This is a genomic window from Acinetobacter sp. L-24 (assembly GCF_056857555.1).
In genome coordinates this window covers 59,283-83,149 of record NZ_JBSXNI010000047.1, presented here as the reverse complement: position 1 = coordinate 83,149, position 23,867 = coordinate 59,283, and the positions used below count along the sequence as shown (strand labels likewise).

At 45.2% G+C, this 23,867-nt stretch carries 22 protein-coding genes; 12 read left to right on the top strand and 10 right to left on the bottom strand.

The features are described 5' to 3' along the window. Positions 1 to 86 precede the first annotated feature (86 nt). The 4 genes from topA to AC13CK_RS14805 form a co-directional block, all read right to left on the bottom strand. A complete protein-coding gene (topA, locus tag AC13CK_RS14820) occupies positions 87 to 2,729 on the bottom strand; it encodes a type I DNA topoisomerase (protein ID WP_004278474.1) in 2,643 nt (880 codons plus the stop codon). A gap of 30 nt (positions 2,730 to 2,759) precedes the next feature. Next, the gene (locus tag AC13CK_RS14815; RefSeq protein WP_004278475.1) at positions 2,760 to 3,209 is read right to left on the bottom strand and encodes a hypothetical protein; all 450 of its coding nucleotides are present in this window, start codon (positions 3,207 to 3,209) and stop codon (positions 2,760 to 2,762) included. Positions 3,210 to 3,279: 70 nt separating this feature from the next. Next, entirely contained in the window at positions 3,280 to 4,284 is a 1,005-nt protein-coding gene (locus AC13CK_RS14810; protein ID WP_425879104.1) for a hypothetical protein, read from the bottom strand. A gap of 350 nt (positions 4,285 to 4,634) precedes the next feature. Next, positions 4,635 to 4,880, bottom strand: a complete 246-nt coding sequence (locus tag AC13CK_RS14805) for a SlyX family protein (RefSeq protein WP_004278477.1) — start codon at positions 4,878 to 4,880, stop codon at positions 4,635 to 4,637. 33 nt (positions 4,881 to 4,913) lie between these two features. On the opposite strand from AC13CK_RS14805, the gene AC13CK_RS14800 reads away from it, so the two are divergent. Beyond that, the gene (locus tag AC13CK_RS14800; RefSeq protein WP_114541280.1) at positions 4,914 to 6,818 is read left to right on the top strand and encodes an ATP-binding cassette domain-containing protein; all 1,905 of its coding nucleotides are present in this window, start codon (positions 4,914 to 4,916) and stop codon (positions 6,816 to 6,818) included. Positions 6,819 to 6,925: 107 nt separating this feature from the next. Beyond that, on the top strand, positions 6,926 to 7,861 hold the full coding sequence (locus AC13CK_RS14795) for an LpxL/LpxP family acyltransferase (RefSeq protein ID WP_004729480.1): 936 nt from the start codon (positions 6,926 to 6,928) through the stop codon (positions 7,859 to 7,861). Between the two features lie 322 nt (positions 7,862 to 8,183). On the opposite strand, the gene AC13CK_RS14790 is transcribed toward AC13CK_RS14795, so the two are convergent. Continuing rightward, entirely contained in the window at positions 8,184 to 9,314 is a 1,131-nt protein-coding gene (locus AC13CK_RS14790; RefSeq protein WP_138742837.1) for an endonuclease/exonuclease/phosphatase family protein, read from the bottom strand. 188 nt (positions 9,315 to 9,502) lie between these two features. Between AC13CK_RS14790 and asd the strand changes: the two genes are divergently transcribed. The 5 genes from asd (at position 9,503) to truA (ending at position 15,540) form a co-directional block, all read left to right on the top strand. Further along, a complete protein-coding gene (gene asd, locus AC13CK_RS14785; RefSeq protein WP_004647391.1) occupies positions 9,503 to 10,621 on the top strand; it encodes an aspartate-semialdehyde dehydrogenase in 1,119 nt (372 codons plus the stop codon). Between the two features lie 120 nt (positions 10,622 to 10,741). Continuing rightward, a complete protein-coding gene (locus tag AC13CK_RS14780) occupies positions 10,742 to 12,328 on the top strand; it encodes a FimV/HubP-related protein (RefSeq protein ID WP_425879101.1) in 1,587 nt (528 codons plus the stop codon). 66 nt (positions 12,329 to 12,394) lie between these two features. After that, complete coding sequence (locus tag AC13CK_RS14775) at positions 12,395 to 13,711, top strand: fimbrial protein FimV (RefSeq protein ID WP_425879099.1); 1,317 nt, start codon at positions 12,395 to 12,397, stop codon at positions 13,709 to 13,711. 47 nt (positions 13,712 to 13,758) lie between these two features. Further along, positions 13,759 to 14,727, top strand: a complete 969-nt coding sequence (locus AC13CK_RS14770) for an asparaginase domain-containing protein (protein ID WP_425879097.1) — start codon at positions 13,759 to 13,761, stop codon at positions 14,725 to 14,727. Between the two features lie 15 nt (positions 14,728 to 14,742). After that, entirely contained in the window at positions 14,743 to 15,540 is a 798-nt protein-coding gene (gene truA / locus AC13CK_RS14765) for a tRNA pseudouridine(38-40) synthase TruA (RefSeq protein WP_004278489.1), read from the top strand. A 91-nt stretch (positions 15,541 to 15,631) separates the two neighbouring features. Here truA and AC13CK_RS14760 read toward each other — a convergent pair whose 3' ends face one another. Further along, positions 15,632 to 16,639 (bottom strand): AraC family transcriptional regulator, encoded by a 1,008-nt coding sequence (locus AC13CK_RS14760; RefSeq protein ID WP_005107962.1) that lies wholly within the window; start codon positions 16,637 to 16,639, stop codon positions 15,632 to 15,634. Positions 16,640 to 16,870: 231 nt separating this feature from the next. Here AC13CK_RS14760 and infA point away from each other — a divergent pair, with 231 nt between their 5' ends. The 3 genes from infA to AC13CK_RS14745 all read left to right on the top strand — a co-directional run bounded on the left by infA (position 16,871) and on the right by AC13CK_RS14745 (position 18,138). Next, positions 16,871 to 17,092 (top strand): translation initiation factor IF-1, encoded by a 222-nt coding sequence (gene infA / locus AC13CK_RS14755; protein WP_001284370.1) that lies wholly within the window; start codon positions 16,871 to 16,873, stop codon positions 17,090 to 17,092. A gap of 119 nt (positions 17,093 to 17,211) precedes the next feature. Continuing rightward, positions 17,212 to 17,592: a hypothetical protein gene (locus tag AC13CK_RS14750; protein WP_425879090.1), complete on the top strand. Its 381-nt coding sequence runs from the start codon at positions 17,212 to 17,214 to the stop codon at positions 17,590 to 17,592. A gap of 144 nt (positions 17,593 to 17,736) precedes the next feature. Further along, positions 17,737 to 18,138, top strand: a complete 402-nt coding sequence (locus AC13CK_RS14745; protein ID WP_044111837.1) for a hypothetical protein — start codon at positions 17,737 to 17,739, stop codon at positions 18,136 to 18,138. A gap of 72 nt (positions 18,139 to 18,210) precedes the next feature. On the opposite strand, the gene leuB is transcribed toward AC13CK_RS14745, so the two are convergent. The 4 genes from leuB to leuC form a co-directional block, all read right to left on the bottom strand. Then, entirely contained in the window at positions 18,211 to 19,290 is a 1,080-nt protein-coding gene (gene leuB, locus AC13CK_RS14740) for a 3-isopropylmalate dehydrogenase (protein ID WP_425879088.1), read from the bottom strand. 42 nt (positions 19,291 to 19,332) lie between these two features. Further along, entirely contained in the window at positions 19,333 to 19,896 is a 564-nt protein-coding gene (locus AC13CK_RS14735) for a hypothetical protein (protein WP_425879086.1), read from the bottom strand. An 87-nt stretch (positions 19,897 to 19,983) separates the two neighbouring features. Continuing rightward, on the bottom strand, positions 19,984 to 20,634 hold the full coding sequence (leuD, locus tag AC13CK_RS14730) for a 3-isopropylmalate dehydratase small subunit (RefSeq protein ID WP_138742831.1): 651 nt from the start codon (positions 20,632 to 20,634) through the stop codon (positions 19,984 to 19,986). 132 nt (positions 20,635 to 20,766) lie between these two features. Beyond that, complete coding sequence (gene leuC / locus AC13CK_RS14725; protein ID WP_005107970.1) at positions 20,767 to 22,200, bottom strand: 3-isopropylmalate dehydratase large subunit; 1,434 nt, start codon at positions 22,198 to 22,200, stop codon at positions 20,767 to 20,769. Between the two features lie 261 nt (positions 22,201 to 22,461). Here leuC and AC13CK_RS14720 point away from each other — a divergent pair, with 261 nt between their 5' ends. After that, positions 22,462 to 22,698 carry a DUF2061 domain-containing protein gene (locus AC13CK_RS14720; RefSeq protein WP_425879084.1) on the top strand — a complete coding sequence of 79 codons (237 nt, stop codon included), beginning with the start codon at positions 22,462 to 22,464 and terminating at the stop codon, positions 22,696 to 22,698. Positions 22,699 to 22,888: 190 nt separating this feature from the next. Beyond that, positions 22,889 to 23,764 carry a LysR family transcriptional regulator gene (locus tag AC13CK_RS14715; RefSeq protein ID WP_004278498.1) on the top strand — a complete coding sequence of 292 codons (876 nt, stop codon included), beginning with the start codon at positions 22,889 to 22,891 and terminating at the stop codon, positions 23,762 to 23,764. Positions 23,765 to 23,867 lie beyond the last annotated feature (103 nt).

Below are 23,867 nucleotides of genomic sequence, written 5' to 3'. Positions count from 1 at the left end.
CCAAGATATTATTTTTAATTTTTTATATACATGATTCTGACATAAAAAATGCCGACTTTCGTCAGCATTTTTTTGAATCTTAGAGTTTAGGCTTCAACCCATTTTCCGTCCTGATAAACCAGAGACCATTTGGTTTGCTTGCCTTCTGCAGTTTCCGAACCAATATATTGTGACTGGTTCTTACGGCTAAATTTTACCAGAGTTGGATTCCCTTCCGGGTCCACATCAGGTGCCTGCAAGATAAACTGATACTTTGGATCAAGCTGGTCGGCAACAGAACGAATCTCGGCCACTTTCGGTGCACGGGTTTCACGCACTTTCGGGAACTTGCTTGCCGCCAGGAATAAACCGGCTGCACCGTCACGCAGTACAAAGAAATCGTCATGCTTGGCAGAACGTAAATGCTCCATCTTGATCGGATCCACACGTGGAGGCGCAGGCTGACCGCTCTTTAAGACTTTACGGGTATTGTCACAGCTGGTACAGGCAAAATACGGACCAAAACGACCCGTCTTCAGCTGCATTTCACCATCACACTTGTCGCATGGGATACTCGGGCCATCATAGCCTTTAATTTTGAACTCACCTTCTTCAAGTTCAAAACCACTACAGTCCGGGTTATTCCCACAGATATGCAGTTTACGGCCGCCATCAATCACATAGCTGTCCATGGCAGTTTCACAGATCGGACAACGCTTCTTCGACATCAGGTCAGCAGTTTCCGCAGCCTCATCATCAGATAATGCAGCCAGAGACTCAACTGGTGTCAGGTTCAAGGTTCCTTTACAACGCTCTTTCGGCGGTAGGTTATAGCCTGAACAACCCAAGAATACGCCTGTGGTTCCGGTACGAATCTGCATTGGACGGTCACATTCTTTACAGTGTACTGCATCCACTTCTACAGGCTGATTGCGGCGCATACCGTTCTCACCCTGCGCCGTAGTCAAACGTTGCTTAAAATCGCCGTAGAAGCTGTCTAATAACTCTTTCCAGTTACGCTCACCATCTGCTACTTTATCCAGCTGACCTTCAAGATCTGCGGTAAAGGCATAGTTCATCAGATTACTAAAATTTTCATCCAGACGATCGGTAACGATCTCACCCATCTTCTCGGCATAGAGACGACGGTTATCCAGTTTCACATAACCACGATCCTGAATGGTCGAGATAATCGCAGCATAGGTCGATGGACGGCCAATGCCTTTTTTCTCGAGTTCTTTCACCAGTGAGGCTTCAGTAAAACGTGCCGGTGGCTTGGTGAAATGTTGAGATGGATCAAGTTTCTCAAGTTTAAGCACTTCACCGACTTTGACCGCAGGCAATAAAATATCGTCATCGGCTTTATTGGCACCACGCACGCGGGTAAAGCCATCAAAGACCAAGGTACGGCCTTTGGCTTTCAGTTCTACGCCATTGGCATCCACCAAAATGGTAGAAGACAGATATTCTGCCGGAGTCATCTGACAAGCAACAAACTGGCGCCAGATCAGGTCATACAGACGCTGTGCATCACGCTCAACACCCACCAGACTGTCGCCTTTTAAGCCAACCATAGATGGACGAATCGCCTCATGCGCTTCTTGCGCACCGGCTTTATTGCCATAACGGTTCGGCTTGGCAGGCAAATACTTCTCGCCAAACTCGGATTCGATATGACCACGCACCATATTCACCGCATCATCACTCAAGAAGGTCGAGTCGGTACGCATATAGGTAATGAAGCCGGCTTCATACAGACGCTGCGCCAGCATCATGGTTTTCTTCACAGAAAAACCGAGACGGGTACTGGCTGCCTGTTGTAGCGTTGACGTAATATACGGCGCACTTGGATTAACCTTGGTTGGCTTATCTTCACGTGCAGAAACCGTATAATCCGCATCTTTGATCAGGTTTAATAAGGCATCAGTTTCGGCTTTGTTGCGCAGCTTGAGCGTCTTGCCATTTTGCTTGACCGCTTCGAGACGAATATCATCTTTTTTCGATTTGGTATCGGCAAACACCTGCCAGTATTCTTCAGGAATGAAGGCACGAATTTCACGTTCACGCTCGACCACCAGCTTCACTGCAACCGACTGTACACGACCGGCCGACAGACCACGGGCAATCTTTTCCCAAAGCAATGGCGAAATCATAAAGCCCACGACACGATCCAGGAAACGGCGTGCCTGCTGTGCATTGACTTTATTGGTATCCAGACGTGACGGATGCTTAAAGGCATCCTGAATCGCGTTTTTGGTAATTTCGTTGAAGACCACACGCTGATAACGCGAATCATCACCACCGATGACTTCTTTTAAATGCCAGGCAATCGCCTCTCCTTCCCTGTCCATATCCGTTGCCAGATAGACTTCATCGACTTGCGATGCCAGTTTTTTCAGTTCGGCAACCACATGTTCTTTGCCAGGAAGGACTTCGTATTTGGCTTTCCAGTCATGTTCCGGATCGACACCCATGCGGTTAATCAACGCATTCTGTGATTTTTCAGCTTTTTCTGCATCCGTCAGTTTGGTACGTGTCGCTGGTTTTTTCTCTGTCGATTTTGCAGAGCCGCCAGTCGGTAAGTCACGCACATGACCCACCGATGATTTTACGATGTAGTTCGGACCAAGGTACTTATTGATTGTTTTCGCTTTTGCAGGCGACTCCACAATCACTAGGGCACGCTTGCTTCCAGCGTCGGGAGACTTCGCTGTGCTGCTTTTTGATGTGGACCGAGGAGCGTTCGCCATAATTAACCGTTAATCCTGTTTATTTCTAAATTAAAGTTCAGCCAAAGCGTGTAACAGCGCTTTGATGTCGTCGAGTTGGGTCGCTCTTAAATCAGCTTCTTCATCCCAATACACGCCGACACAGTTGGCCTGCATATCAATAGCATAAATGCCTTTTAATGCAATGGGAAAATCTTTAAATTTCTCATCACCCTGCACGATTTCGAGTTTATTATCGACAACACGGGCGCGCATCAAGGGCAAACGTGCATCTGGCATCAGCACACTGTAGTACGCGACCATACTGGCACGACTTTCAGTCGCCTTCGGGATTTTGGTCCAGTCCGGTGCCACCACCAGACGTGGATGCAAACCCATTTTACGGGCTTTATCACGCATCAGCCCCAAGGCTTTTTCTCGGGGACTTACACGTAACCCGAAAATCGACCCTATGACGAAAATGATGATGACCACCGTCACCCAGATTCCAGTGTTTTCCATAGTTCAACCTTTATGTTCTATTATTAGAGTTGCATAAGCACAATATAAAACGCAAGTTTGCACGATAAAATTAATTCAGGAACATTTCATGACTATATAAAATTTCGTGACCATTCCAGTAAATATAACCTTTCTCGATCAACTCCTTCAGCAGCAAGCGAATGTCCGATTTTGGAAATAACTGTTCCAGTAAATCACGCAGCTCATAAATGTCTTTGGGTTTATCGCCCTGCAATTCACGCAGTTTACGCGCCACTTCCAGTTGTACCGGATCGATCCGGCCAAAGTTCTTGAACAGGTCTTGCTGTGCCGACTGGATTGGTGACTTGAGTATTTCAGATTCAACTGGAGCTTCATCTACCTTCATTTGGGAAATAACCTGATCCAGTTTAGGATTTTTAACCGGGCTTTGTTCATCCAGATTGAGTTGCAGCCATTGTTTCAGGACTTTTTTACGGAAACTGATCTGCTCATCATAGCGTTTGACAATTTTCAGGTTAATCAACATGCCGACCACATGCTGAGCTTTCACTGGCATCACTTGCAGAATATTCGCCACTGAGTTTTTTAGGGTTTCCACCGTATTCGGTTTGCCGCTCATTTTCCCTAACGCATCACAGTATTTTTTCACCAGTTGCAAGGCAGGTGTGTTCTTGATGGTATCCAGACTCGGAAGATGATTTTTAGGTTGATCGGTTGGAATGTTTGTCTCATCAGGCTGAATCTGAATTAGGTGACACGGAATATCAGAAGCTTGCAGCATCTGCTGCAACATCTCGCAGCTGTCCATCGCCGAGATCAATTCAACCTCGGTTTCCGGCTCCAGTAGCGCCATAAGCTGACCGACAATGACCGCATATTCATATTCTTTTTGTGGCGATTCAGGCGTGTCCAGTACCACCACCTGACCACTGCTAACCCAGCCGGCAAGCTCGGTTAAATCCTCTAAGGAGAATTCAAATTTTCCAGCACAGCTAAACAGATATAAAGTCGAATAATGCGCCACAATCTCACGCATTAACTTGGCTGTGGGGAAATTATTTTCGAGGTCGAGTAGAACAACTTTTGGGTGCATGGGACGCAATTCCGGAATGTACCTGAGAGCGGGTATTAGAGTAGGAAGTGAGTGAAAGGTCAAATAATTTTACGACTGAATGGGTGCAGGCCTGTTTCGGCAGAGGGTCAAACTGCATTTTATGAAATGCCTGAAAGAAATCTGTTTATAAGCCCGAATATTTGTTTTCAGCAGGAAAATTTCTTTGGCACTTGATTACTTTTATATGCGTGTTTAAGGCAATTTAAAAGCCCATTCAAAAAAATAATATTTCTCTTTTTAACATCTTATCGATCGGCTCATTTTTATTTTTCAATAAAAAACCCTTAGATCAGCTAAGGGTTGTTGTTGATTAAATCATTGGTTGCAAATTAATAATGCGGTGGGCGATCTGCAACCGGATCAAATTCTGCAATGCCTTCAGACAGATCTGAAGACTCAACACGTTGATATAACAGCGTCATTTGCTTTTTCAGATCAGCAATTTCCAGGGTCTGTTTGGCCACCTGATCATTCAACTGTTCAACTAAATCGTCTAAAAATGCAATTCGCACTTGCAAATCTTCAATGGGTGCGGAAAATGACGCCTGATCATTTAGATTTTGTTGTTTAGTCATTTAAAGTCCTCATTGGGGATTTCAGGAAACATTATGGCCTATATTACCCTTAGGGATGTCCAACTTGCGTTTGGTGGACCCGCCCTGCTCGACGGCGCGAATTTTAACTTGGAACGCGGCGAACGAGTGTGTTTGATTGGCCGTAATGGTGAGGGTAAGTCTACCTTACTTAAGCTGATTGAAGGAAGTTTACTGCCTGACAACGGCGAAGTTTCATTACAAAACGGCATTACTATTTCCATGCTGGCGCAAGATGTACCGATGGATTCAGGTAAAGTGGCTGATATCGTGGCAGATGGCGCTGGTGAAGCGTCAGAAGTTCTGCGTGCTTATCATGCTGCCAGTGAAGCTTGTGTACTAGGTGACATGGACGCCTGTGATCGTATGGGCAACCTGCAACACAAAATGGATCAGCTGGATGGCTGGGCCCTGGAAACCAAGGTCAATTCGATTTTAAGCAAAATGGGCCTGGACCCGGATGCAGATCTTGCCGATTTGTCTGGTGGTCGTAAACGTCGTGTACTACTGGCACGTGCTTTACTTACCCAACCCGATGTGCTGTTACTGGACGAACCGACGAACCATTTAGACGTTGAAAGTATCGAATGGCTGGAAAAATTCCTGCTCGATCAAAATAATTTGACCCTATTGTTCATTTCGCATGACCGTGCCTTTGTCGATAGCATTGCTACCCGTATTGTTGAACTGGATCGTGGTCAACTGCGTAGTTATGAAGGTAACTATTCACGTTATCTAGACCTGAAAGCCCAGCAAATGGAAGCTGAAGAAAAGCAAAATGCGCTGTTCGATAAAAAGCTGGCTGAGGAAGAAGTCTGGATCCGTCAAGGGATTAAAGCCCGTCGTACCCGTAACGAAGGTCGTGTCCGTGCCCTAAAAGCATTACGTGAAGAATCTAGAGCACGTCGTTCGCAACAAGGTAAAGTGACGATGGCGACTCAGGATGCCAACCGTTCCGGCAAACTGGTGTTTGAAATTGAGAACCTGAGTGTGAAATTCGGTGACAATGCACCGATCATCAACAACTTCTCTGCACTTGTCCTCCGTGGCGACCGTATCGGTCTGGTCGGTGATAACGGTGTCGGTAAAACTACCCTCATTAAAGCCATTCTGGGCGAGCTAGAACATGGCGGTACGGTGAAGACCGGTACGCAGTTAGAAGTGGCCTATTTCGACCAGCTCCGTAATGCGCTGGATCTGGAAAAATCTGTTAAAGATAACGTCTCAGAAGGTTCTGACCACGTGGATGTGAATGGTAACCGTCGTCATATCTATAGTTATTTACAAGATTTCCTGTTTTCGCCAGAACGTGCCCGTACACCAGTCAAAGCTTTGTCAGGTGGTGAGCGCAACCGTATCCTGCTAGCGAAACTGTTGCTGAAACCATCGAACCTGATTGTGATGGATGAGCCAACCAACGACCTGGATATGGTGACTTTAGAGTTACTGGAAGAGATGCTGGGTGGCTACAAAGGCACCCTGCTGTTGATCTCGCATGACCGTGCCTTTATGGACAACGTGGTAACATCCACTTGGGTCTTTGATGGTAAGGGCAATATTGACGAATATGTTGGCGGTTATCAGGATTATCTTGAACAACGTCCGGATCAAACCGTGGTTGACCAAAAAAGTGCCGTGAAAAAAGCCATAGCCAAAGCAGAAGCCGAGGCGGCACCGGTCGCTGCCAAAAAAGTTAAGCTTAGCTACAAGGACCAGCGTGCACTCGAGCAACTTCCTGCTGAAATGGAAGCACTGGAAAAAGAGCAGGCCGAGATCAACGCACAACTGGCTGATGGCTCTTTATTTGTGACTGATTCCGATAAAGCATTGAAACTTTCTAACCGTTTATCCGAAATTGATGAGCTGTTACTGGAAAAATTAGAGCGTTGGGAAGAACTGGACAACCTAAGTAACGGCTAAATATTCCCCGAGCTTTTACTAAAGCATCTGTATTCGTACAGATGCTTTTTTATTTCAATAATCTTCTCTGTTAGACTGCATTTAATCTTTTGGCCCTAAATTGTTTTATGAGTACTCAGCCTGCATATCAACCCGGTGAATTTCAATGGTCATTCCTGTTACCTCAATATTGGGGCAAATGGCTAGGCATTATTTTCCTGATGATTCTGGCGATCTTACCTTGGGCCATTCAGCATCGTCTGGCGTCCCTGCTGGGCCACCTTTCTTTTAAATACTTGAAATCACGCCGTGAAACCACGCTGCGTAATCTGGAAGTCTGCTTTCCCGAATGGTCTGAAAAGCAGGTACAGGACAATGCCCGTCAGGTATTTATCGATCAAATGCTGGGGGTGTTTGAGACGCTGAATGCCTGGTACAGTCCGAAATGGTTTCAGGGCCGCGTCAGTATTGAAGGCTTGGAACATATTCAGAAGGCACAAGCCGCAGGCCAAGGCATGCTGTTATTAGGCACGCATTCAACTTTGCTCGATGCGGGTGGTTATCTTTGCGCACAATATTTTGAACCGGATGTGGTCTATCGTCCGCAGAATAATCCACTTTTGGACATGCTGATTTACCGTTGTCGCGCCACAATTTATGCCAATCAGATTGACCATGATGATATGCGCGGTCTGGTACGTAACCTGAAAAATGGCCATGCGATCTGGTACAGTCCGGATCAGGATTATGGTTTAAAACAAGGCGTGATGGCACCTTTTTTTGGCGTGCCTGCGGCGACTGTAACCGCACATCGCCGTTTACTGAAAATGACCAAAGCGGCTGCAATTCCTTTATATTTCTACCGTCATGGCGATATTAACAATCCGCACTACCATGTGCTCATTGAACCGGCACTGGAAAACTTCCCTAGTGAGAATGAAGTTGAAGATGCCACTCGCGTGAACCGGGTGATTGAGCAGCAGTTGCGCATCGCACCGACCCAATATATGTGGTTCCACCGCCGTTTTAAGACTCGCCCTGAAGGTTATAAATCAATTTACTAAATCGATTTGATCACGGAATTTGAAGGGCTATAGCTTAAAATCATGTTTAAGTAATTGAAATAATTTAACCCGAGCTCTACATCCTGTAAAACTCGGGTTAATGAGGTTGTGCTTTCACATATTATAATTCGTTCTGCTTTTTGTGATTTCCCTTTCAGCATCATATCCATGATGTTTTCATTCAGCTTCGTCTTCCTTATGAGAATATCCTTTCTCGACTCCCTGTGCTGATAAACCTAGAATACCCAGATTTCCAACCCCTGCCCATTCGCAAGAAGCGGAAACTGTTGTAAGCAATATCGTACACTTTTCTTCTAAAAAGCTAAGAGATTTTGCCTCCTTCTTTATATGCCATAGCAACTTCATCAGTGACTATTTTTTCCTCTTTCTCTGCTTTCTGAATGCCTTCTTCAATAGCTTTTTGTGCTTCTTGCTCATCTTCATCAGTTTGTTCTAATTCTTCCTGAATATGCTCGAATACCCGACCGGTTTGTAAAACCAGAAAGACCGGAAAATGGTCAGAGCCTACATGCGGTAAACGTTCCATATGTACCAAGGCAAAATCGGTACTGTGAAAGACGTGATCCAGCGACCAGCGAAAAAAAGGATAATCTGCGTGAAAAGTATTTACATAATGACGCCCTACCCGCGGATCTAGCAACCCACTAATGCGTTGAAACAGGCGTGTGGTACGTGACCAGGCCACGTCATTCAGATCGCCCATGACGATACAGCTTTCATCCAGATCTTTAATCTGATCACCGACAATCAGCAGTTCAGCATCACGCAAGGTAGAATCCTTGGCCTCGGTCGGACTGGGTGGTTTGGGATGCAGACAGTAGAGCTGTACCGCTTGTCCCGAACGTAAGATCACCGTGGTATGAATGGAGGGAATTTCATCACTCAGAATAAATTTAACCTCAGTTTCACTCAGTTCAAGCTTGCTATATAGATGCATGCCATACAGATTATCCAAAGGCACAGGCACGCGATAAGGATAATCAGCTTCAATCACTGAGAGTGCATTTTGCCAGTTTTGATCGGTTTCCAGGGTTAAAACCAGATCTGGCTGATGAATCTGGATCTGCTCGATCAGTAAATGATATTTGGTATTGGTAGTAAGTACATTGGAAACGACGAGGGAAATCTGACGTTGCGGATCCAGCTGATCCTGCTTGACCTGCTTGACCTGTTTTTTCCAGATAAAGGTATAAGGCAATACCATTTTCAGCTGATAGGCCAAAGCCGCCATCAGCCCTATAAAAAGTAGCTGATTCAACCAGTTCCAGGGATGATCAACCAGAAGAAAAAGAATAAAGGCGATAAAGCCCAATACCAGAATTTGTAAGCGTGGAAAATCCGCACCCCGAATCCACCATTCATCACGTGGTATCAGTGACCAAAAACTTAACCAAATGACAATGATTGCCAGAATTTGGATAACCCATATCATAAACTGCGCTCTTAATTAAGTTATTATTTTTTCTAAAAGAAAAATGACGTTATCAATTTTGTATGTATCATAAAGCAGATATTTCGCTCAAGAATATTGATGTTTTGATTGTGTAGCTCTTGCAGTTGAGTCCCTTTTTGGTACACTCGAATCCCTTTTGATTTTTTAACGCACCGAGGCAAAGTGACATGAAAGTAGGTCTGGTCGGTTGGCGCGGGATGGTCGGTTCCGTCCTTATGCAACGTATGGTTGAAGAGAATGATTTTGCTCATTTTGAGCCATTCTATTTCTCTACCAGTAATGCAGGCGGTGAAGCGCCAGCATTTGGCGGTAAGACTGCCCCAGCACTTATGGATGCATCAGACATTAACAGTCTGAAGCAAATGGATGTCATTATTACCTGTCAAGGTGGCGACTATACCTCTGAAGTTTTCCCGAAACTGAAAGCTGAAGGCTGGAACGGTTACTGGATTGATGCAGCATCGACCTTACGTATGGATGATGAAGCCATCATCGTACTTGATCCGGTCAACATGCATGTGATCAAAGATGGTCTGGTCAAAGGCACCAAGACTTTTGTCGGCGGTAACTGTACAGTTTCCTTGATGCTGATGGGCCTGGGCGGTCTGTTCCAGAACAATCTGGTGGAATGGGCAACATCAATGACCTATCAGGCCGCTTCTGGTGCTGGCGCGCAGAACATGCGTGAACTGATCAATGGTATGGGTTATTTATATAACAATACCAAAGAGTTGTTAGATGATCCGCGTTCTCCAATTCTGGATATCGACTCTAGAATTGCTGAACTACAACGTGGTGAAGGCTTCCCGTCTGCAAACTTTGGCGTTCCTTTGGCTGGTTCACTCATTCCTTATATCGACAAGCAACTGGAAAGCGGCCAGTCGAAAGAAGAATGGAAAGGTCAGGTTGAAACCAACAAGATTCTGGGCAACCAGCAGATCGTGCCAATTGATGGTCACTGCGTGCGTATTGGTGCCATGCGTTGTCACTCTCAGGCATTAACCCTGAAATTGAAAAAAGATGTACCTTTGGATGAAATCGAAGACATCATTGCACGTGCCAATGACTGGTCTAAAGTGGTTCCAAATACTCGTGAAGCATCCATGACTGATCTGACGCCTGTTGCTGTAACAGGTACTTTAAGCGTTCCAGTCGGCCGTCTGCGCAAGCTGAATATGGGTAAAGAATATCTGGGTGCGTTCACTGTAGGTGACCAGTTGCTTTGGGGTGCGGCCGAGCCGTTACGCCGTATGCTGCGTATTCTGATTGATTATAAAAATGCCTAATATCCTTTGGATATAAAGCCAAAAGCCGATCTTTATTGATCGGCTTTTTTATGTAACTATTGCGTAAGTATTTTACAAAAAACAAACATCCCGTTAATCTATAATTTTCGCTATGCGATAATGACTGAGCTCACGATTAAGATGACTGTATATAACAAATTAAAGCTTGCCATTTTAGCCATTGTCGCTTCACAAAACATTTATGCGATTAATGTAGATCCGGTTCAGATTCAGTCTGCCCCTGGGGAATTACTCTATGCAGAAATGACTTTTCGGCAGTCTAATATCAATTTGCCGATTGAAGTCAGTCTGGCTTCACCTGAAGATTTAATGTCAATTGGTGCATCGCATCAGCCGCCTGGTCATCTAAACTTTTTTACTCGGCGTAGCAATAATGGCACCGGGGTCATTACTATTACTTCTTCTCGACCAATGACAGAGCGCGAGCTGAATATTATTGTCAAAATCAAGGAAGGCAATGCCGCACGGCTGCAACATATTCGTACGCCCTTACAAGCTAAAACCGATTTATTAAAAGCCAGTCTCAAACAGAATGAACGCCCGCTTGCACCAGTTGTCGTCGTCAGTGAAAAAGATATTGCACTCAACTTACCCGTAAGTAGTCATTACAGTACAACAGCTTCCACAGCCTTAAATAAGCCACCGGCTCTAGAAAAGCCGTTGGCATTGCAACGTACAGCACCACCAACATTATCGAACACTTCTATTCCTAAAACTGCATTTGTGCCAGCTGTAATGACATCAAGTCCAGCGATTCAGGCTCAAGCGATTGCGCCTGTACTGAAAAGCGAGGCTGTAACTGCACCCGATACTCAAGCCCCAGATAAAACTGCAGCGGCGCTTTCAGATTCAGTAAAGACCTCACAAGCAACTCTTGCATCGCCTGCTCCTGCAGCAGCTTCGACTACAAACAAACCAGCTAGTACGATGCCAGCAAATCAAAGCGCATCAGCATCAAATAAAGCAGATGTGCAGAAAGCTGTAGAGTCCCGTTCTGATCATCAAACCGCCTCCAGTGATCCATTGGTGAAAAAATTTGCTGAGGAACAAGCCAGAAAATCAACTGGATCATCCAATCCGGTGAAAACTCCAGCTCCAGTGACTGCAAAAGCTTCACCAATCAAAGCAGCTCCGAATCAGACTCAACCTACTTATGTCGTTCAATCCAATGAGTCACTGTGGGGGATTGCTTCACGAATTGCCGAACAGCAGCAGCGCCCGGTCAACGAAGTCATGCAGCAAATCAAAAAACACAATGAGCATGCCTTTATCGGAGGAAATGCCGATCGTCTACGCAAGGGTGCTGCATTGAACTTAAATACGACTCATCCTGCACCTGCGCCCATTAAAGTCACTGCAGCAAAGCAAACCGAGCGACCTTCTAAGCCTGCTGGCAAAACAAAATACCGTTTGAATCAGGCAGAAATGAGCCTGGTGGCTGAGAACCAGCACGATTCTGGGCAAGTTTCTGCAAACCAGAACACAGAACGCAATCAAACATCAAAGGAATTGTCATTAAAAGTTATGACAGCCCGAGAAAAAACCGTTAAATTACAGAGAAACGTGACTGAATTAGAATTGGCACTCAATCAGAAGGATCACAGAATTCAGTTATTAAATGCGCGTCTGGCCCAGCTACAACAACAGCTCAAAGCCCAACAAGCAGATAAGAAGCCAATTAATTAAAAAGTTACACATGACGATTTATTGGGATAGGCGAATTTAAACTACTCTATCCCCAAGGGGTAAAACATGCTGATTTATGTGATTCCATTAGTGATATTGATCATCGTATTAATTGTCTTTAAAAAACGACAAGATGCTCAAGAATCAGATAAAGCAAAAACTAAAACGGTAAAAGCGAAAAAAACTGGCTCTGCTTCAAAAGCTGCCCCACAAAGAACCAAAGTGGTGGAGCCAGTCGGGGTCACAAAAAAATCAGCAACGCCATTATCAGCAGACACACGCAAGAAAATTGAAGGCCTGATTCAAGAGCGTAATTTTTTTGCGGCCGAAGCACAGATTAACCAGGCACTGAATCGGGATAATTCCCAGCATGAACTCTATCTGCTGTTATTGGATATTCATATCTTACAAAAAGATGAGTTTGCAATTTCACAGCTGCTCAACCATATCCGTTCTTTGCATTTAGATGAGATTCTGGCGCAAGCTGAAGCAAAACAGCGTGAATTCGAACAATCTTCATCTGCTGTACAAGATACCATTGATTTCCCAAGTGCCCAGCCTAAAACTTCTTCTGCGCAGGAAGCTACTTCAACTTCAGATGCTTTTGCCGATCTGGTTGCACCGGCTCCTTCAAATGAACTAGCATTTGAACAATTGCAGCAGGACTTTCAATCAAGCAAGCCGGCCCCTATTGCAGAACCTGTAGCAGATATTCAACCACTTGAATTTAATTTTGAACCAAAGACTACCCCAGTAGAAACACCAAAAGCTGAAGAGGCTCCTATACCTGCTGCTCCTTCTGTAAATTTTGAATTTCAGAGTACATCTACAGATATTCAAACTACAGCAGTAACAGAAACGGCACCTGTCTTAGACTTTAAACTGGATTTGGAACAATCTGCTCCAGTAGAAACAGCACCAACTGTGACTGAGGAAATCAAGCCTCTAGATTTTTCATTCTCACTTGACACACCTGTACCAGCAGCTGAAAAAACTGCGGTGCCTGCAACTGAGTTCGATCTGTCCAGCTTAACAGCTGCAGCACCTGTGGCAGATCCGGTTGCACAAACCAATCTATCAGGCATGGATTTCAAATTAGATCATTTGGAAACCACGCCAGAAGCGCCTGCTGCAACAGTGATGAGTTTCGATCTTCCTGCTACGCCAGCTCAGGCAGCCGTAGACCAGCATGATCCACTCGTGCAATCTTTCCCCGAATTACTGGATGTTAATGAAGCAAGTCTCAATCTTGATCTTGCCCAGCAATATATTCAACTCGGTGCCTACGCCGCTGCCCGTGAAATCATTGCCGAGCGAGAAGCTGAATATACTCCTGAACAACAGCAACGCGCAGAGCAATTACTGAATCAAATCGCATCTTGATGCATTTCGATTTACACTAAAGCAGTCAATAATTGGCTGCTTTTTTTATGATAAAAAATATTGCATTAATTTATATGGGTGGCACATTCGGCTGCGTGGGAGATCCTCTTGCACCGATGCCTGCTGATTTATTTATTCCAAAGCTCGAACAGATACTTGCAGAGCAGTATTTCGTCGAATGCCATCATGCACCCGCCATTAAGGACAGTAGTGCCTGCACAGCAACCGACTGGTTGCAACTGGTACAGTTTATTCAGCAATTGCAATCGCGGCAAATCCAGCATTTTGTGATTATTCACGGTACAGATACGCTGAGTTATGCCAGTGCAGTACTGGCACATTTTATTGGAAACTCGGCGCATGTGGTGCTGACCGGTAGCCAATATCCGTTGCTGAATGCTCAAGGCAATGAACAGCGTGAATTTAGTGATGCCCTAGATAACCTGAAATTTGCACTAGATTCCGTCAGCGAATGTAGCGCTGGAGTCTATCTGGCATTCCATCATCAGCTGCTACATGCGCAAACTGCACTGAAACAGCATACTACCGAGTTAAATGCCTTTGCAGGTCTTGAGGCCAATATCGCAATCCAGACCCATCAACCGTGTTATCAGGTCAAGGTAGAAGATATTGCGAAAGCGGCTGAATTCAACTGCATGAGCATCATGATGCAGCCGATTGATCTGGCTCAGCAGCTGAATAACTTGAACAACCTCTTGGCTCGACCACCGCATTTTCTATTTTTGCAAGGTTTTGGCACTGGCAACCTGGCGGTCAATGACACCATGATTGCGCTCATTGATCAATTGTATGAGCAGGGCTGTATTTCCGTCTTAACCACCCAAGTGCCTTTTGGTGCGACGGATCAGCGCTATGCCATTGCCGAATGGGTGAATCACTGCAAAATTTTGCTGAATGAAAGTTATGGACATGCGGATCTGTATGCAAAAGCCCTGAAAATGTATTTACAATACGACACTGTAGAGCAATGGCATCGTCATTGGTACGATCAATAAGGTTTTGAGGTCATTATGCAGCGTTTTGCGGTGGGAATTGAGTTTTGTGGGATGCATTATCGAGGATGGCAGACTCAACAGCCGGGAGTTGCAAGCGTACAGGAAACCATTGAGAAGGTTCTGAGCAAAGTTGCCGATCAACCGATTAGCCTGCATGGTGCTGGTCGTACGGATGCGGGTGTCCATGCCACCAATATGGTGGCACATTTTGATACGGATGCCGTGCGTTCTGAACGTGGCTGGCTGATGGGCTGCAATAGCCAACTCCCTAAAGACATCTCGATCCAGTGGATCAAAGAGATGGATCACAGCTTCCATGCCCGTTTTAAGGCACAGGCGCGCCGCTACCGATATGTGGTCTATAACCACCCTGTGCGCCCGGCATTGCTGCATAAACAGGTCACCCATGTCTATGCACCGCTTGATGTTGAACAGATGATATACGCCGCGAAAAAGTTTGAAGGCACGCATAACTTTGAAAGCTTCCGCGCCGCAGCCTGTCAGTCCAATCAGCCCGTTCGTCATGTCAGCCATTGCCGCTTGATTCAGCATGGTCAGTATCTGGTACTGGATATTCAGGCCGATGGCTTTCTGCACCATATGGTGCGCAATATCATGGGATGTTTATTGGAAATTGGTCAGGGCATGTATGCTGCCGATCATATTGATAATATTTTCGCGGCAGAAGACCGTAAAGCTGCTGGTGTGACTGCGCCAGCAGATGGTTTGTATTTTATTCATGCTGATTATCCGGCGCAGTTTGAATTACCTGAATTACCCTTAGGTCCGCACTGGCTGAATATGCCGGAATAGTTTTTAAATTTTTTAGAATATTTACCTCCCCTAACCCCTCCTAAAAGGAGGGGAATTCCTCCCTTTTTTAAAGAGAGGTTAGGAGGGATTTTTAACGCTGCTTCCGCTTCCGATATTCCACTGGCGTTTCATTGGTCCAGCGTTTAAAGGCACGATAGAAGGTACTTGGCTCGGAAAAACCGGTCAGATAGACAATCCTCTCGACGCTCTCATTGGTACTCGCCAGCAAACGCTTGGCCAGACGACAGCGATAATCCGAGAGAATCTGCTGAAAGCTGGTATGTGCCTCACTCAGTTGTGTTCTCAAACGGCGTGGCGTGATGTTCAGCTGGGCTGCCACAGTTTCTAGCGTGGTTTCGCCACTCTCCAAAGTAGAGCCGATTGCACGACGTACTTCACCGACCAGATCATATCTTGCCAGTTCCTGTAGCTTTTCAATGGCCAGTTGCTCATGCAGCTGCAACAGCTCAGGTTCAGCCTGCCACAGCGGATATTCCAGGATAGTCGGATCGAAATACAAACGAGTTTCTTTCTGACCTAGACTGACCGGACACTCATAAACCCGGAAGTATTCATCATCAGGTGCCCCTTTATAAAAATTAAAATCGATATAAATCGGCTCAAAACGCCCTTCGGTAATAAATTTAAAGAAACGCAGTACACCTGACATAGCACATTCAGTAAAATGACGATTGACCAGACTCTCAGCAAAAGGCTGTTCACCATTGGTTAAATAGCAGCGATCATCTTCAATCACTAATTTGGCAGCAAAGGCATCGCTGATCAGTCGCTGATAAGCCAAAGCACGTTTCAGTCCCTCACCAAAATTTTCAGATGAAACAAACAGGTGTTCAATGACCTGACCACGATAAAGTGGCAGGTGCTCACCCAGATGCAATCCAATGTCCGGGTCCTTGCTGACTTCCTCTGCCGCCACCCAAAAGGCATATTGGGCACTCAGCGGGGTACGGTCATTGGCTTCCACCTGATTTAAAGCCACTCCTGCTTTGGTCAAAAGTTCTTCTGTTGGCAACCCCGCACGACGAATCGCCTGATAGCCTAAACGCAATACGACTGATGCATCCGTTAGCTGACTCACTCAAAAGCCTTCCTTGTATGTACTTCATTTATACTTAAAAAGATTAATTTTAGATTAACTGTGATTGACCAAACTGACAACAGAAACAGGTGTCTTTTTAGTTAAAAAAATTATCGTGACAGTTCGCCTATTTTACTGGCAGATGATCAGTCTAACGCCCGTTTCGTCTTGTATTTTGCAAAAAAATTGACTATAATTTGCGCCTTTCCAATTTATTCATTCAGGTAGGCTATGGCCAATAAAGAGGAACTCATCGAGTTCGAAGGCGTTGTCACCGAGACGCTTCCTAATACTATGTTCCGTGTACGTTTAGAGAACGGTCACGAAGTGATTGCCCACATCTCTGGTAAAATGCGTAAACACTATATCCGTATTTTAACGGGCGACAGTGTGAAGGTTGAAATGACACCTTATGATTTGACTAAAGGTCGTATCACATATCGTGCACGCTAAGTTTTAGCGCAAGCAAAAGCCACTTTTAGTGGCTTTTTTATTACTTGAATTATTTATCAATCAGTAAAATAATTTGACACAGGTCTATAAATTCACGACTATTCATTGAATTAAAAACAATGAATATGAAATGCTTGTCCCTACTTTCCAGCTTGTTTCTCGTTGCGTGCTCTACCGGCGGCAATCAGTATCTGCATCAGTCTCTACAACCTTATGTGGGTCAAACTGCCGCACAGGTTCGTAGCCAGCTGGATCTTCGTGCCATGGGATTCAAGACCTCCCAGCAACCGATTCAAACCACAGAATTTCTCAGCTACACTATTTTTCGGGATATGAATATTCCGATGGGCACGCCGAATATCAGTCAAAGTATCTCGATCGGTGCACCGATGCCGATGCCCTCAAATGGTGGTTATAACATTGAGATGAAATGCCAAATCTGGTTTGACTTGAAAGATGAAATTATTCAGGCGATTCGCTTTACCGGTAGAGCTTGTTAAGCTGTACTCATCGAGTTCAAAGCCTGGATCGGATTAAATCAGGGATCAATCTCAATACGCTAAACTTCTACCGTGTATCAAATCACAACAGTATTTTTGCATGGAATGCGCTTACACTCATTTTATTTGGTGTGAGGACAGCTCATGAAGTTCACACTGATTTTAGTATGCTGTACAGCATTGAGTTTGCTTAGTGCATGCAGCACCACCTCCTCAACGACTGCTGCACAGCGTGATGCCTATTTACAACAGTTCATTGGGCAAAGCAGCCAACTGATCGATCAAACTCTGGATCTAAAACGTTTAGGTTATCAGCAGATCAGTGGGCCTGAACGCAGCGCCAAGCAATTAAGCTATGTAGTACAACGCCCCATTAGCATTCCTTTGCCTGTAGCGCAGTTTCCTGCCACAGGGACAGGCACTGTACCTATTCCCGTGTCAGTAAGCCCTGCCGGCGGCTACGACGTCAAATTACAATGTAAAATCACCTTCTTACTCAAAGATAATATTGCGACCGCGGTACGCACCACAGGCCGAACCTGTTAAGCCGTTTAAGCTTCGAAATTTCCATCATAAAAAACGCAGCTCAAGGCTGCGTTTTTTTGAATCGAAGCAGGCTTAGTTCAATGCAGCAACGACTGCTTGACCCATTTCAACCGTACCGACTTTTTGCATGCCTTCAGACATGATATCCGCCGTACGCAAGCCTTGATCCAAGACTTGGCCTACTGCATCTTCAATGGCTTTAGCAGCGGTTTCTTCACGGAAAGTATAACGCAGCATCATCGCCACTGAAAGAATGGTCGCCAATGGATTTGCCAGGTTTTGACCGGCGATATCTGGTGCAGAACCATGACAAGGCTCATACATGCCTTTGCCATTTTCATCCAGAGATGCCGATGGCAACATGCCGATTGAACCGGTCAACATCGCTGCTTCATCAGACAGGATGTCACCGAACAGGTTCGAGGTGACAATCACGTCAAACTGCTTCGGTGCACGTACCAGCTGCATTGCGGCATTGTCGACATACATGTGCGATAAATTAATTTCAGGATATTCGGCATCTTTCAGCGCAGTCACTGTCTGTTTCCACAGCTCAGTTACTTCAAGCACGTTGGCTTTATCCACTGAACACACTTTACCACCGCGCAAGTTGGCCATTTCAAAAGCGACTTTAGCGATACGCTTGATCTCAGACTCTGAATAAACGTCGGTGTTGTAGCCTTGCTTCTCACCATTTTCCAGTTCACGGATACCACGTGGCTGACCGAAGTAAATACCACCCGTTAATTCACGCACAATCAGAATATCCAGACCCGCCACGATTTCAGGTTTTAAGCTTGAAGCATCAGCCAGTTGCGGATAAAGAATCGCTGGGCGCAAGTTAGCAAACAGGTTCAGTTCGCTACGCAATTTCAATAAACCACGTTCTGGACGGATTGAACGCTCAATCGTATCCCATTTTGGACCACCCACGGCACCGAGTAGAATCGCATCGGCTTTTTTAGCCTGCTCAGACGTTACGTCTGGATATGGTGAACCGTGAGCATCAATGGCCGCACCACCGAGTAAACCCTGCTCCCACGTCAAATCAAGATTAAATTTTTCATTTACACGAGTCAGCACCTGCTCTGCCGCTTTGACAATTTCAGGACCGATGCCGTCACCAGCTAAAATCAAAATTTGTTTAGACATGAGATTTTCCGTTTAAAACGTCAGATTCAGACCTGACAGAGGTTAAATTTTCTTTTCTACAAACTCTGCAATCCCGGTGACTGCATTATAGGGTTTGCAAAAACGACGAATGGTTTTTTGCTCTTGTACCAGATCTACGCAAAGCGGATCAGGCGCCGAAGCATTTAATAAACTGCTGCTACGCGCATTACGGTCGCGGAACATTTTTAAGGTATAGGTTTTATTGGCCTGAAAACGATGAAACACATGTAAAGTTTCCGCTTTATCCTTACTGATCGGATAAAAACGTACCAACAGTTCATGCTGTCCTGCCGGCACGGATAAATAAATCGGATTGGCCTGATTTAAGTTTTTAGCCTGCAAACGTACCAGTTTCTGTTTCAGCGCTTCACCACTAATGCGGCCATTGTCGGCGTTGACAATGATGGTCTGATTGAAGCGTTCGAACTGGCAATCTGGCGTCCCTGTACAGTAAATCAGGGCATTGCTTTTGCTCTCAGTACTTTCTTTGGCATGTTTGAGTTTCATCGTGTCGATGCTTTGACATGCAGTCAACAGCACCGATACTGCACTTAAAGCAAGCCACTGTTTCCAATAATTCGCCATAATGTCTGTCTTACCCAATCAAAAAACTCAATAATCTTCCGATATTAGCAAGGGCATCGCAGTCATGCCATGACAATTTTTACTGATTTATCCATGAATTTCGGCAAATACCCAAGGACGCGATTGTTTGGTTTTTTCTTCATAGGCACGAATATCATCCGCCACCTGCAAAGTTAAGCCAATATCATCAAGACCATTTAACAGGCAATGCTTGCGAAATGGATCGACTTCGAACTTAAAGCTTTCACCTGTAGGGGTGCGAACTTCTTGTGCCTGCAAGTCAATAGTTAATTGATAACCTTCATCTGCCGCACATTCCTTAAATAACTGCTCAACAATATCTTCAGCCAAAATCACTGGCAACATACCGTTTTTAAAGCAGTTGTTAAAGAAAATATCAGCAAAGCTTGGCGCAATCACAGTACGAAAACCATATTCACTCAAGGCCCACGGCGCATGTTCACGACTAGAACCACAACCAAAATTAGCACGTGAAATTAAAATAGATGCGCCCTGATAGCGTGGCTGGTTCAAGACAAAGTCGGGATTGATCGGACGAACTGAATTATCCTGACCCGGATAACCTTCATCCAGATAACGCAATTCATCAAATAAATTGTCACCGAAACCGGTACGTTTGATCGATTTCAAAAACTGTTTTGGAATAATTAAATCTGTATCGACATTGGCACGATCTAAAGGTGCAACGATACCTTGTTCAACGGTATAAGCTTTCATATTTATTTCCCAATGAATTCGTAACCTCTCCCTACCCCTCACTTGCGCTTCGTTTTAAAGCAATGCTTCAAAACTCACTCAGGAGAGGGAACTCCTTCTCCCTCTGGGAGAAGGTCGGGATGAGGGCTTAAACTAGAATGAACGGACATCAACAAAATGACCTGCAATCGCAGCGGCGGCGGCCATGGCTGGACTCACCAGATGGGTACGACCGCCATTGCCCTGACGACCTTCAAAGTTACGGTTCGAAGTCGAGGCACAATGCTCGCCTGGTTGTAATTTGTCAGCATTCATTGCCAGGCACATTGAACAACCCGGTTCACGCCATTCAAAGCCCGCTTCGACAAATACCTTGTCCAAGCCTTCCGCTTCTGCCTGAGCTTTGACCAGACCAGAACCCGGAACCACCATCGCCTGTTTAATTGAAGATGCGACTTTGCGACCTTTGATCACTTCAGCTGCAGCACGGATATCTTCAATACGCGAGTTGGTACATGAACCGATAAAGACACGATCCAGCTGAATCTCAGCCAAGGCCTGACCGGCATTTAAGCCCATATATTGATAAGCACGGTTCCAGTCATTGCGTTGTACATCATCTTTGGCTTGTTCTAAAGTCGGTACTGCTTGAGAAACTGGAATGACCATCTCAGGAGAAGTTCCCCAAGACACTTGCGGCTCAATTTCTTCACCTTGCAACACCACAACCGTATCAAAATATGCGCCTTCATCCGAATGTAAAGTATTCCAGTACGCCACCGCCTGATCCCACTGCTCCGCAGTCGGCGCATAAGGACGGCCTTTAACATACTCGATAGTTTTGTCATCGACAGCGACCATACCCACGCGTGCACCGGCTTCGATCGCCATGTTACACACAGTCATACGGCCTTCAATAGACATGTCACGGAAGACCTGACCGCCAAATTCAATCGCGTGACCAGTACCGCCTGCGGTACCAATCTTGCCAATAATCGCCAAGACCACATCTTTTGGTGTTACGCCCTGACCTAATTTGCCATCAACACGCACCAGCATGTTTTTCATCTTCTTTTGAACCAGGCATTGGGTTGCCAACACATGTTCAACTTCTGATGTACCAATACCGTGCGCCAAACAGCCAAAAGCACCGTGTGTTGCCGTATGCGAATCACCACATACCACGGTCATGCCCGGTAAGGTCAAGCCTTGCTCCGGCCCGACCACATGCGCGATGCCCTGACGAATATCGTTAATATCAAATTCAACAATATTAAAGGTCTTGCAGTTGTCATCCAAAGTTTGCACCTGGATGCGCGAGGTTTCATCTTCAATTCCGGCAACACCCTGCTCACGCTCTTTCTTCGAGGTCGGTACGTTATGATCCGGTGTGGCAATATTCGCGCTTAAACGCCATGGCTTACGCCCGGCCAATTGCAAACCTTCAAAGGCCTGTGGAGAAGTCACTTCATGTAATAAGTGACGGTCGATGTACAGTAAGGCAGAACCATCATCACGTTGCGTTACTAAATGGTCGTCCCACAATTTATCATATAATGTTTTTGCTGTTTGGGTTGCGCCTGCCATGTCGATGTACTCCACTGGACTGGGTAAATTCTTTCTCTGATTTTGATTATATCGCTGCAATCACATAAATCTAATTTATCATTTTTATCAGTTAAAAAACTTTTTGGAATCTTTTAAAAGCTGAATCAAATCATGCTTTAGCTCTATTTTCATAAATCTAATTTTCCGATTAATTTATAAAAAATATTCGTTTTTACAAATTAAATGAGAATTATTATTATTTCTTCATCGACAGAGATGATGATTTTGAGGAACTTCGACATGGCACATATTCAACGCTTTGTAGACAATAACCAACGCATGTTCAAAAAGACCTTCAGCTACTACATTATGCACATTACAGTAGCGATGATTGTGGGTTACTTGGTAACCGGCAGTTTAACGATGGCCATTGCCTTAAGTTTATTAGAGCCAACGGTACAAGCAGTAGCTTTCTTCTTCCATGAAAAAATCTGGGAGCGTAATAACCAACAGCAGAATAAGGACATCACCGCTTAAACTCTTCGGTCGAGGTTCCTGATGAAAGACTGCCCTTAAAGGTGGTCTTTTTTAGTTTTTAAAATTCTAGGGCTTTGAAAATGTATAGTAATTCAGCACTGCAACATAGATGAGCTAATTTTACTTTGATTTATTCTTAAAATATAACAATAATAGACTTACACATAAAAATTCTTTATAGGTGATTAAGATGAATCTCGCAGCCTTTGAAGCTTTCGTGAAAGTCATGGAAACCGGTTCGATTTCTCTGGCCGCAGATCAGCTCTTCATTACCCAGCCTGCTGTCACCAAACGTATTCACAGTCTGGAAGAATACTTTGGGGTCAAGCTGTTTGAATCTGCCGGACGTGGCGTACAGGCCACCCACGCGGCACACTCCCTGTTGCCTAAAGTGAAAAACTGGCTGAATGAACTCGGGGATATTCATTATACCTTGAGCCATGAACAAGGTCAGGTACAGGGCAAACTGAAAATTGGTACCAGTCATCATATTGGCCTGCATCATCTGCCGAGTCATTTGCGCCGTTATGTCCAGGAATATCCGGACGTAACCCTGGATGTACATTTTGTTGATTCCGAGCAGGCGCATGAACAGGTGATTGCCGGCGATCTGGAACTGGCATTTTTAACCTTGCCGCCACGGGGTGATGCGCGTCTGAATTATGTAACTATCTGGAATGATCCTCTGGTCTTTGTGGTGGCACCGTTTCATCCGCTGGCGCAGCAAAAAAATCTGTGTCTGGAAGATTTGCTCGACTACCCGAGCCTGTTGCCATCATCACAGACCTATACTTCGCAGATCACCTTGGCCGAATTTGAAAAACAGGGTATTAAACCGAAAGTCAGCATGAGCAATAATCCGCTGGAATCGATCCGGATGCTGGTATCGATTGGCTTAGGTTGGTCAGTACTGCCAAAAACCCTGGTCAATCACGACCTGCACCAGCTGGACATCAACTTGGAAATGAACCGTCGTTTGGGCATGGTCTGGCATCCCGGTCGTACTCAGTCCAAAGCAGCTCAGGCTCTGGTTCAGCTCATGCAGGGTGCCTCGCTGTCTATTTAAGCCGTTCCTGAACATGCTGCATCCAAAACGGTGCAGCATTTTGTTACCTAAATACACCCCATCTGGCGATATCTTTCGAGTATTTTTAAGACAATTCCATTCT

Coding starts and splice junctions, on each gene's coding strand:
- topA (WP_004278474.1), bottom strand. CDS start 2,729: ATGGCGAACGCTCCTCGGTCCACATCAAAAAGCAGCACAGCGAAGTCT.
- AC13CK_RS14815 (WP_004278475.1), bottom strand. CDS start 3,209: ATGGAAAACACTGGAATCTGGGTGACGGTGGTCATCATCATTTTCGTC.
- AC13CK_RS14810 (WP_425879104.1), bottom strand. CDS start 4,284: ATGCACCCAAAAGTTGTTCTACTCGACCTCGAAAATAATTTCCCCACA.
- AC13CK_RS14805 (WP_004278477.1), bottom strand. CDS start 4,880: ATGACTAAACAACAAAATCTAAATGATCAGGCGTCATTTTCCGCACCC.
- AC13CK_RS14800 (WP_114541280.1), top strand. CDS start 4,914: ATGGCCTATATTACCCTTAGGGATGTCCAACTTGCGTTTGGTGGACCC.
- AC13CK_RS14795 (WP_004729480.1), top strand. CDS start 6,926: ATGAGTACTCAGCCTGCATATCAACCCGGTGAATTTCAATGGTCATTC.
- AC13CK_RS14790 (WP_138742837.1), bottom strand. CDS start 9,314: ATGATATGGGTTATCCAAATTCTGGCAATCATTGTCATTTGGTTAAGT.
- asd (WP_004647391.1), top strand. CDS start 9,503: ATGAAAGTAGGTCTGGTCGGTTGGCGCGGGATGGTCGGTTCCGTCCTT.
- AC13CK_RS14780 (WP_425879101.1), top strand. CDS start 10,742: ATGACTGAGCTCACGATTAAGATGACTGTATATAACAAATTAAAGCTT.
- AC13CK_RS14775 (WP_425879099.1), top strand. CDS start 12,395: ATGCTGATTTATGTGATTCCATTAGTGATATTGATCATCGTATTAATT.
- AC13CK_RS14770 (WP_425879097.1), top strand. CDS start 13,759: ATGATAAAAAATATTGCATTAATTTATATGGGTGGCACATTCGGCTGC.
- truA (WP_004278489.1), top strand. CDS start 14,743: ATGCAGCGTTTTGCGGTGGGAATTGAGTTTTGTGGGATGCATTATCGA.
- infA (WP_001284370.1), top strand. CDS start 16,871: ATGGCCAATAAAGAGGAACTCATCGAGTTCGAAGGCGTTGTCACCGAG.
- AC13CK_RS14750 (WP_425879090.1), top strand. CDS start 17,212: ATGAATATGAAATGCTTGTCCCTACTTTCCAGCTTGTTTCTCGTTGCG.
- AC13CK_RS14745 (WP_044111837.1), top strand. CDS start 17,737: ATGAAGTTCACACTGATTTTAGTATGCTGTACAGCATTGAGTTTGCTT.
- leuB (WP_425879088.1), bottom strand. CDS start 19,290: ATGTCTAAACAAATTTTGATTTTAGCTGGTGACGGCATCGGTCCTGAA.
- AC13CK_RS14735 (WP_425879086.1), bottom strand. CDS start 19,896: ATGGCGAATTATTGGAAACAGTGGCTTGCTTTAAGTGCAGTATCGGTG.
- leuD (WP_138742831.1), bottom strand. CDS start 20,634: ATGAAAGCTTATACCGTTGAACAAGGTATCGTTGCACCTTTAGATCGT.
- leuC (WP_005107970.1), bottom strand. CDS start 22,200: ATGGCAGGCGCAACCCAAACAGCAAAAACATTATATGATAAATTGTGG.
- AC13CK_RS14720 (WP_425879084.1), top strand. CDS start 22,462: ATGGCACATATTCAACGCTTTGTAGACAATAACCAACGCATGTTCAAA.
- AC13CK_RS14715 (WP_004278498.1), top strand. CDS start 22,889: ATGAATCTCGCAGCCTTTGAAGCTTTCGTGAAAGTCATGGAAACCGGT.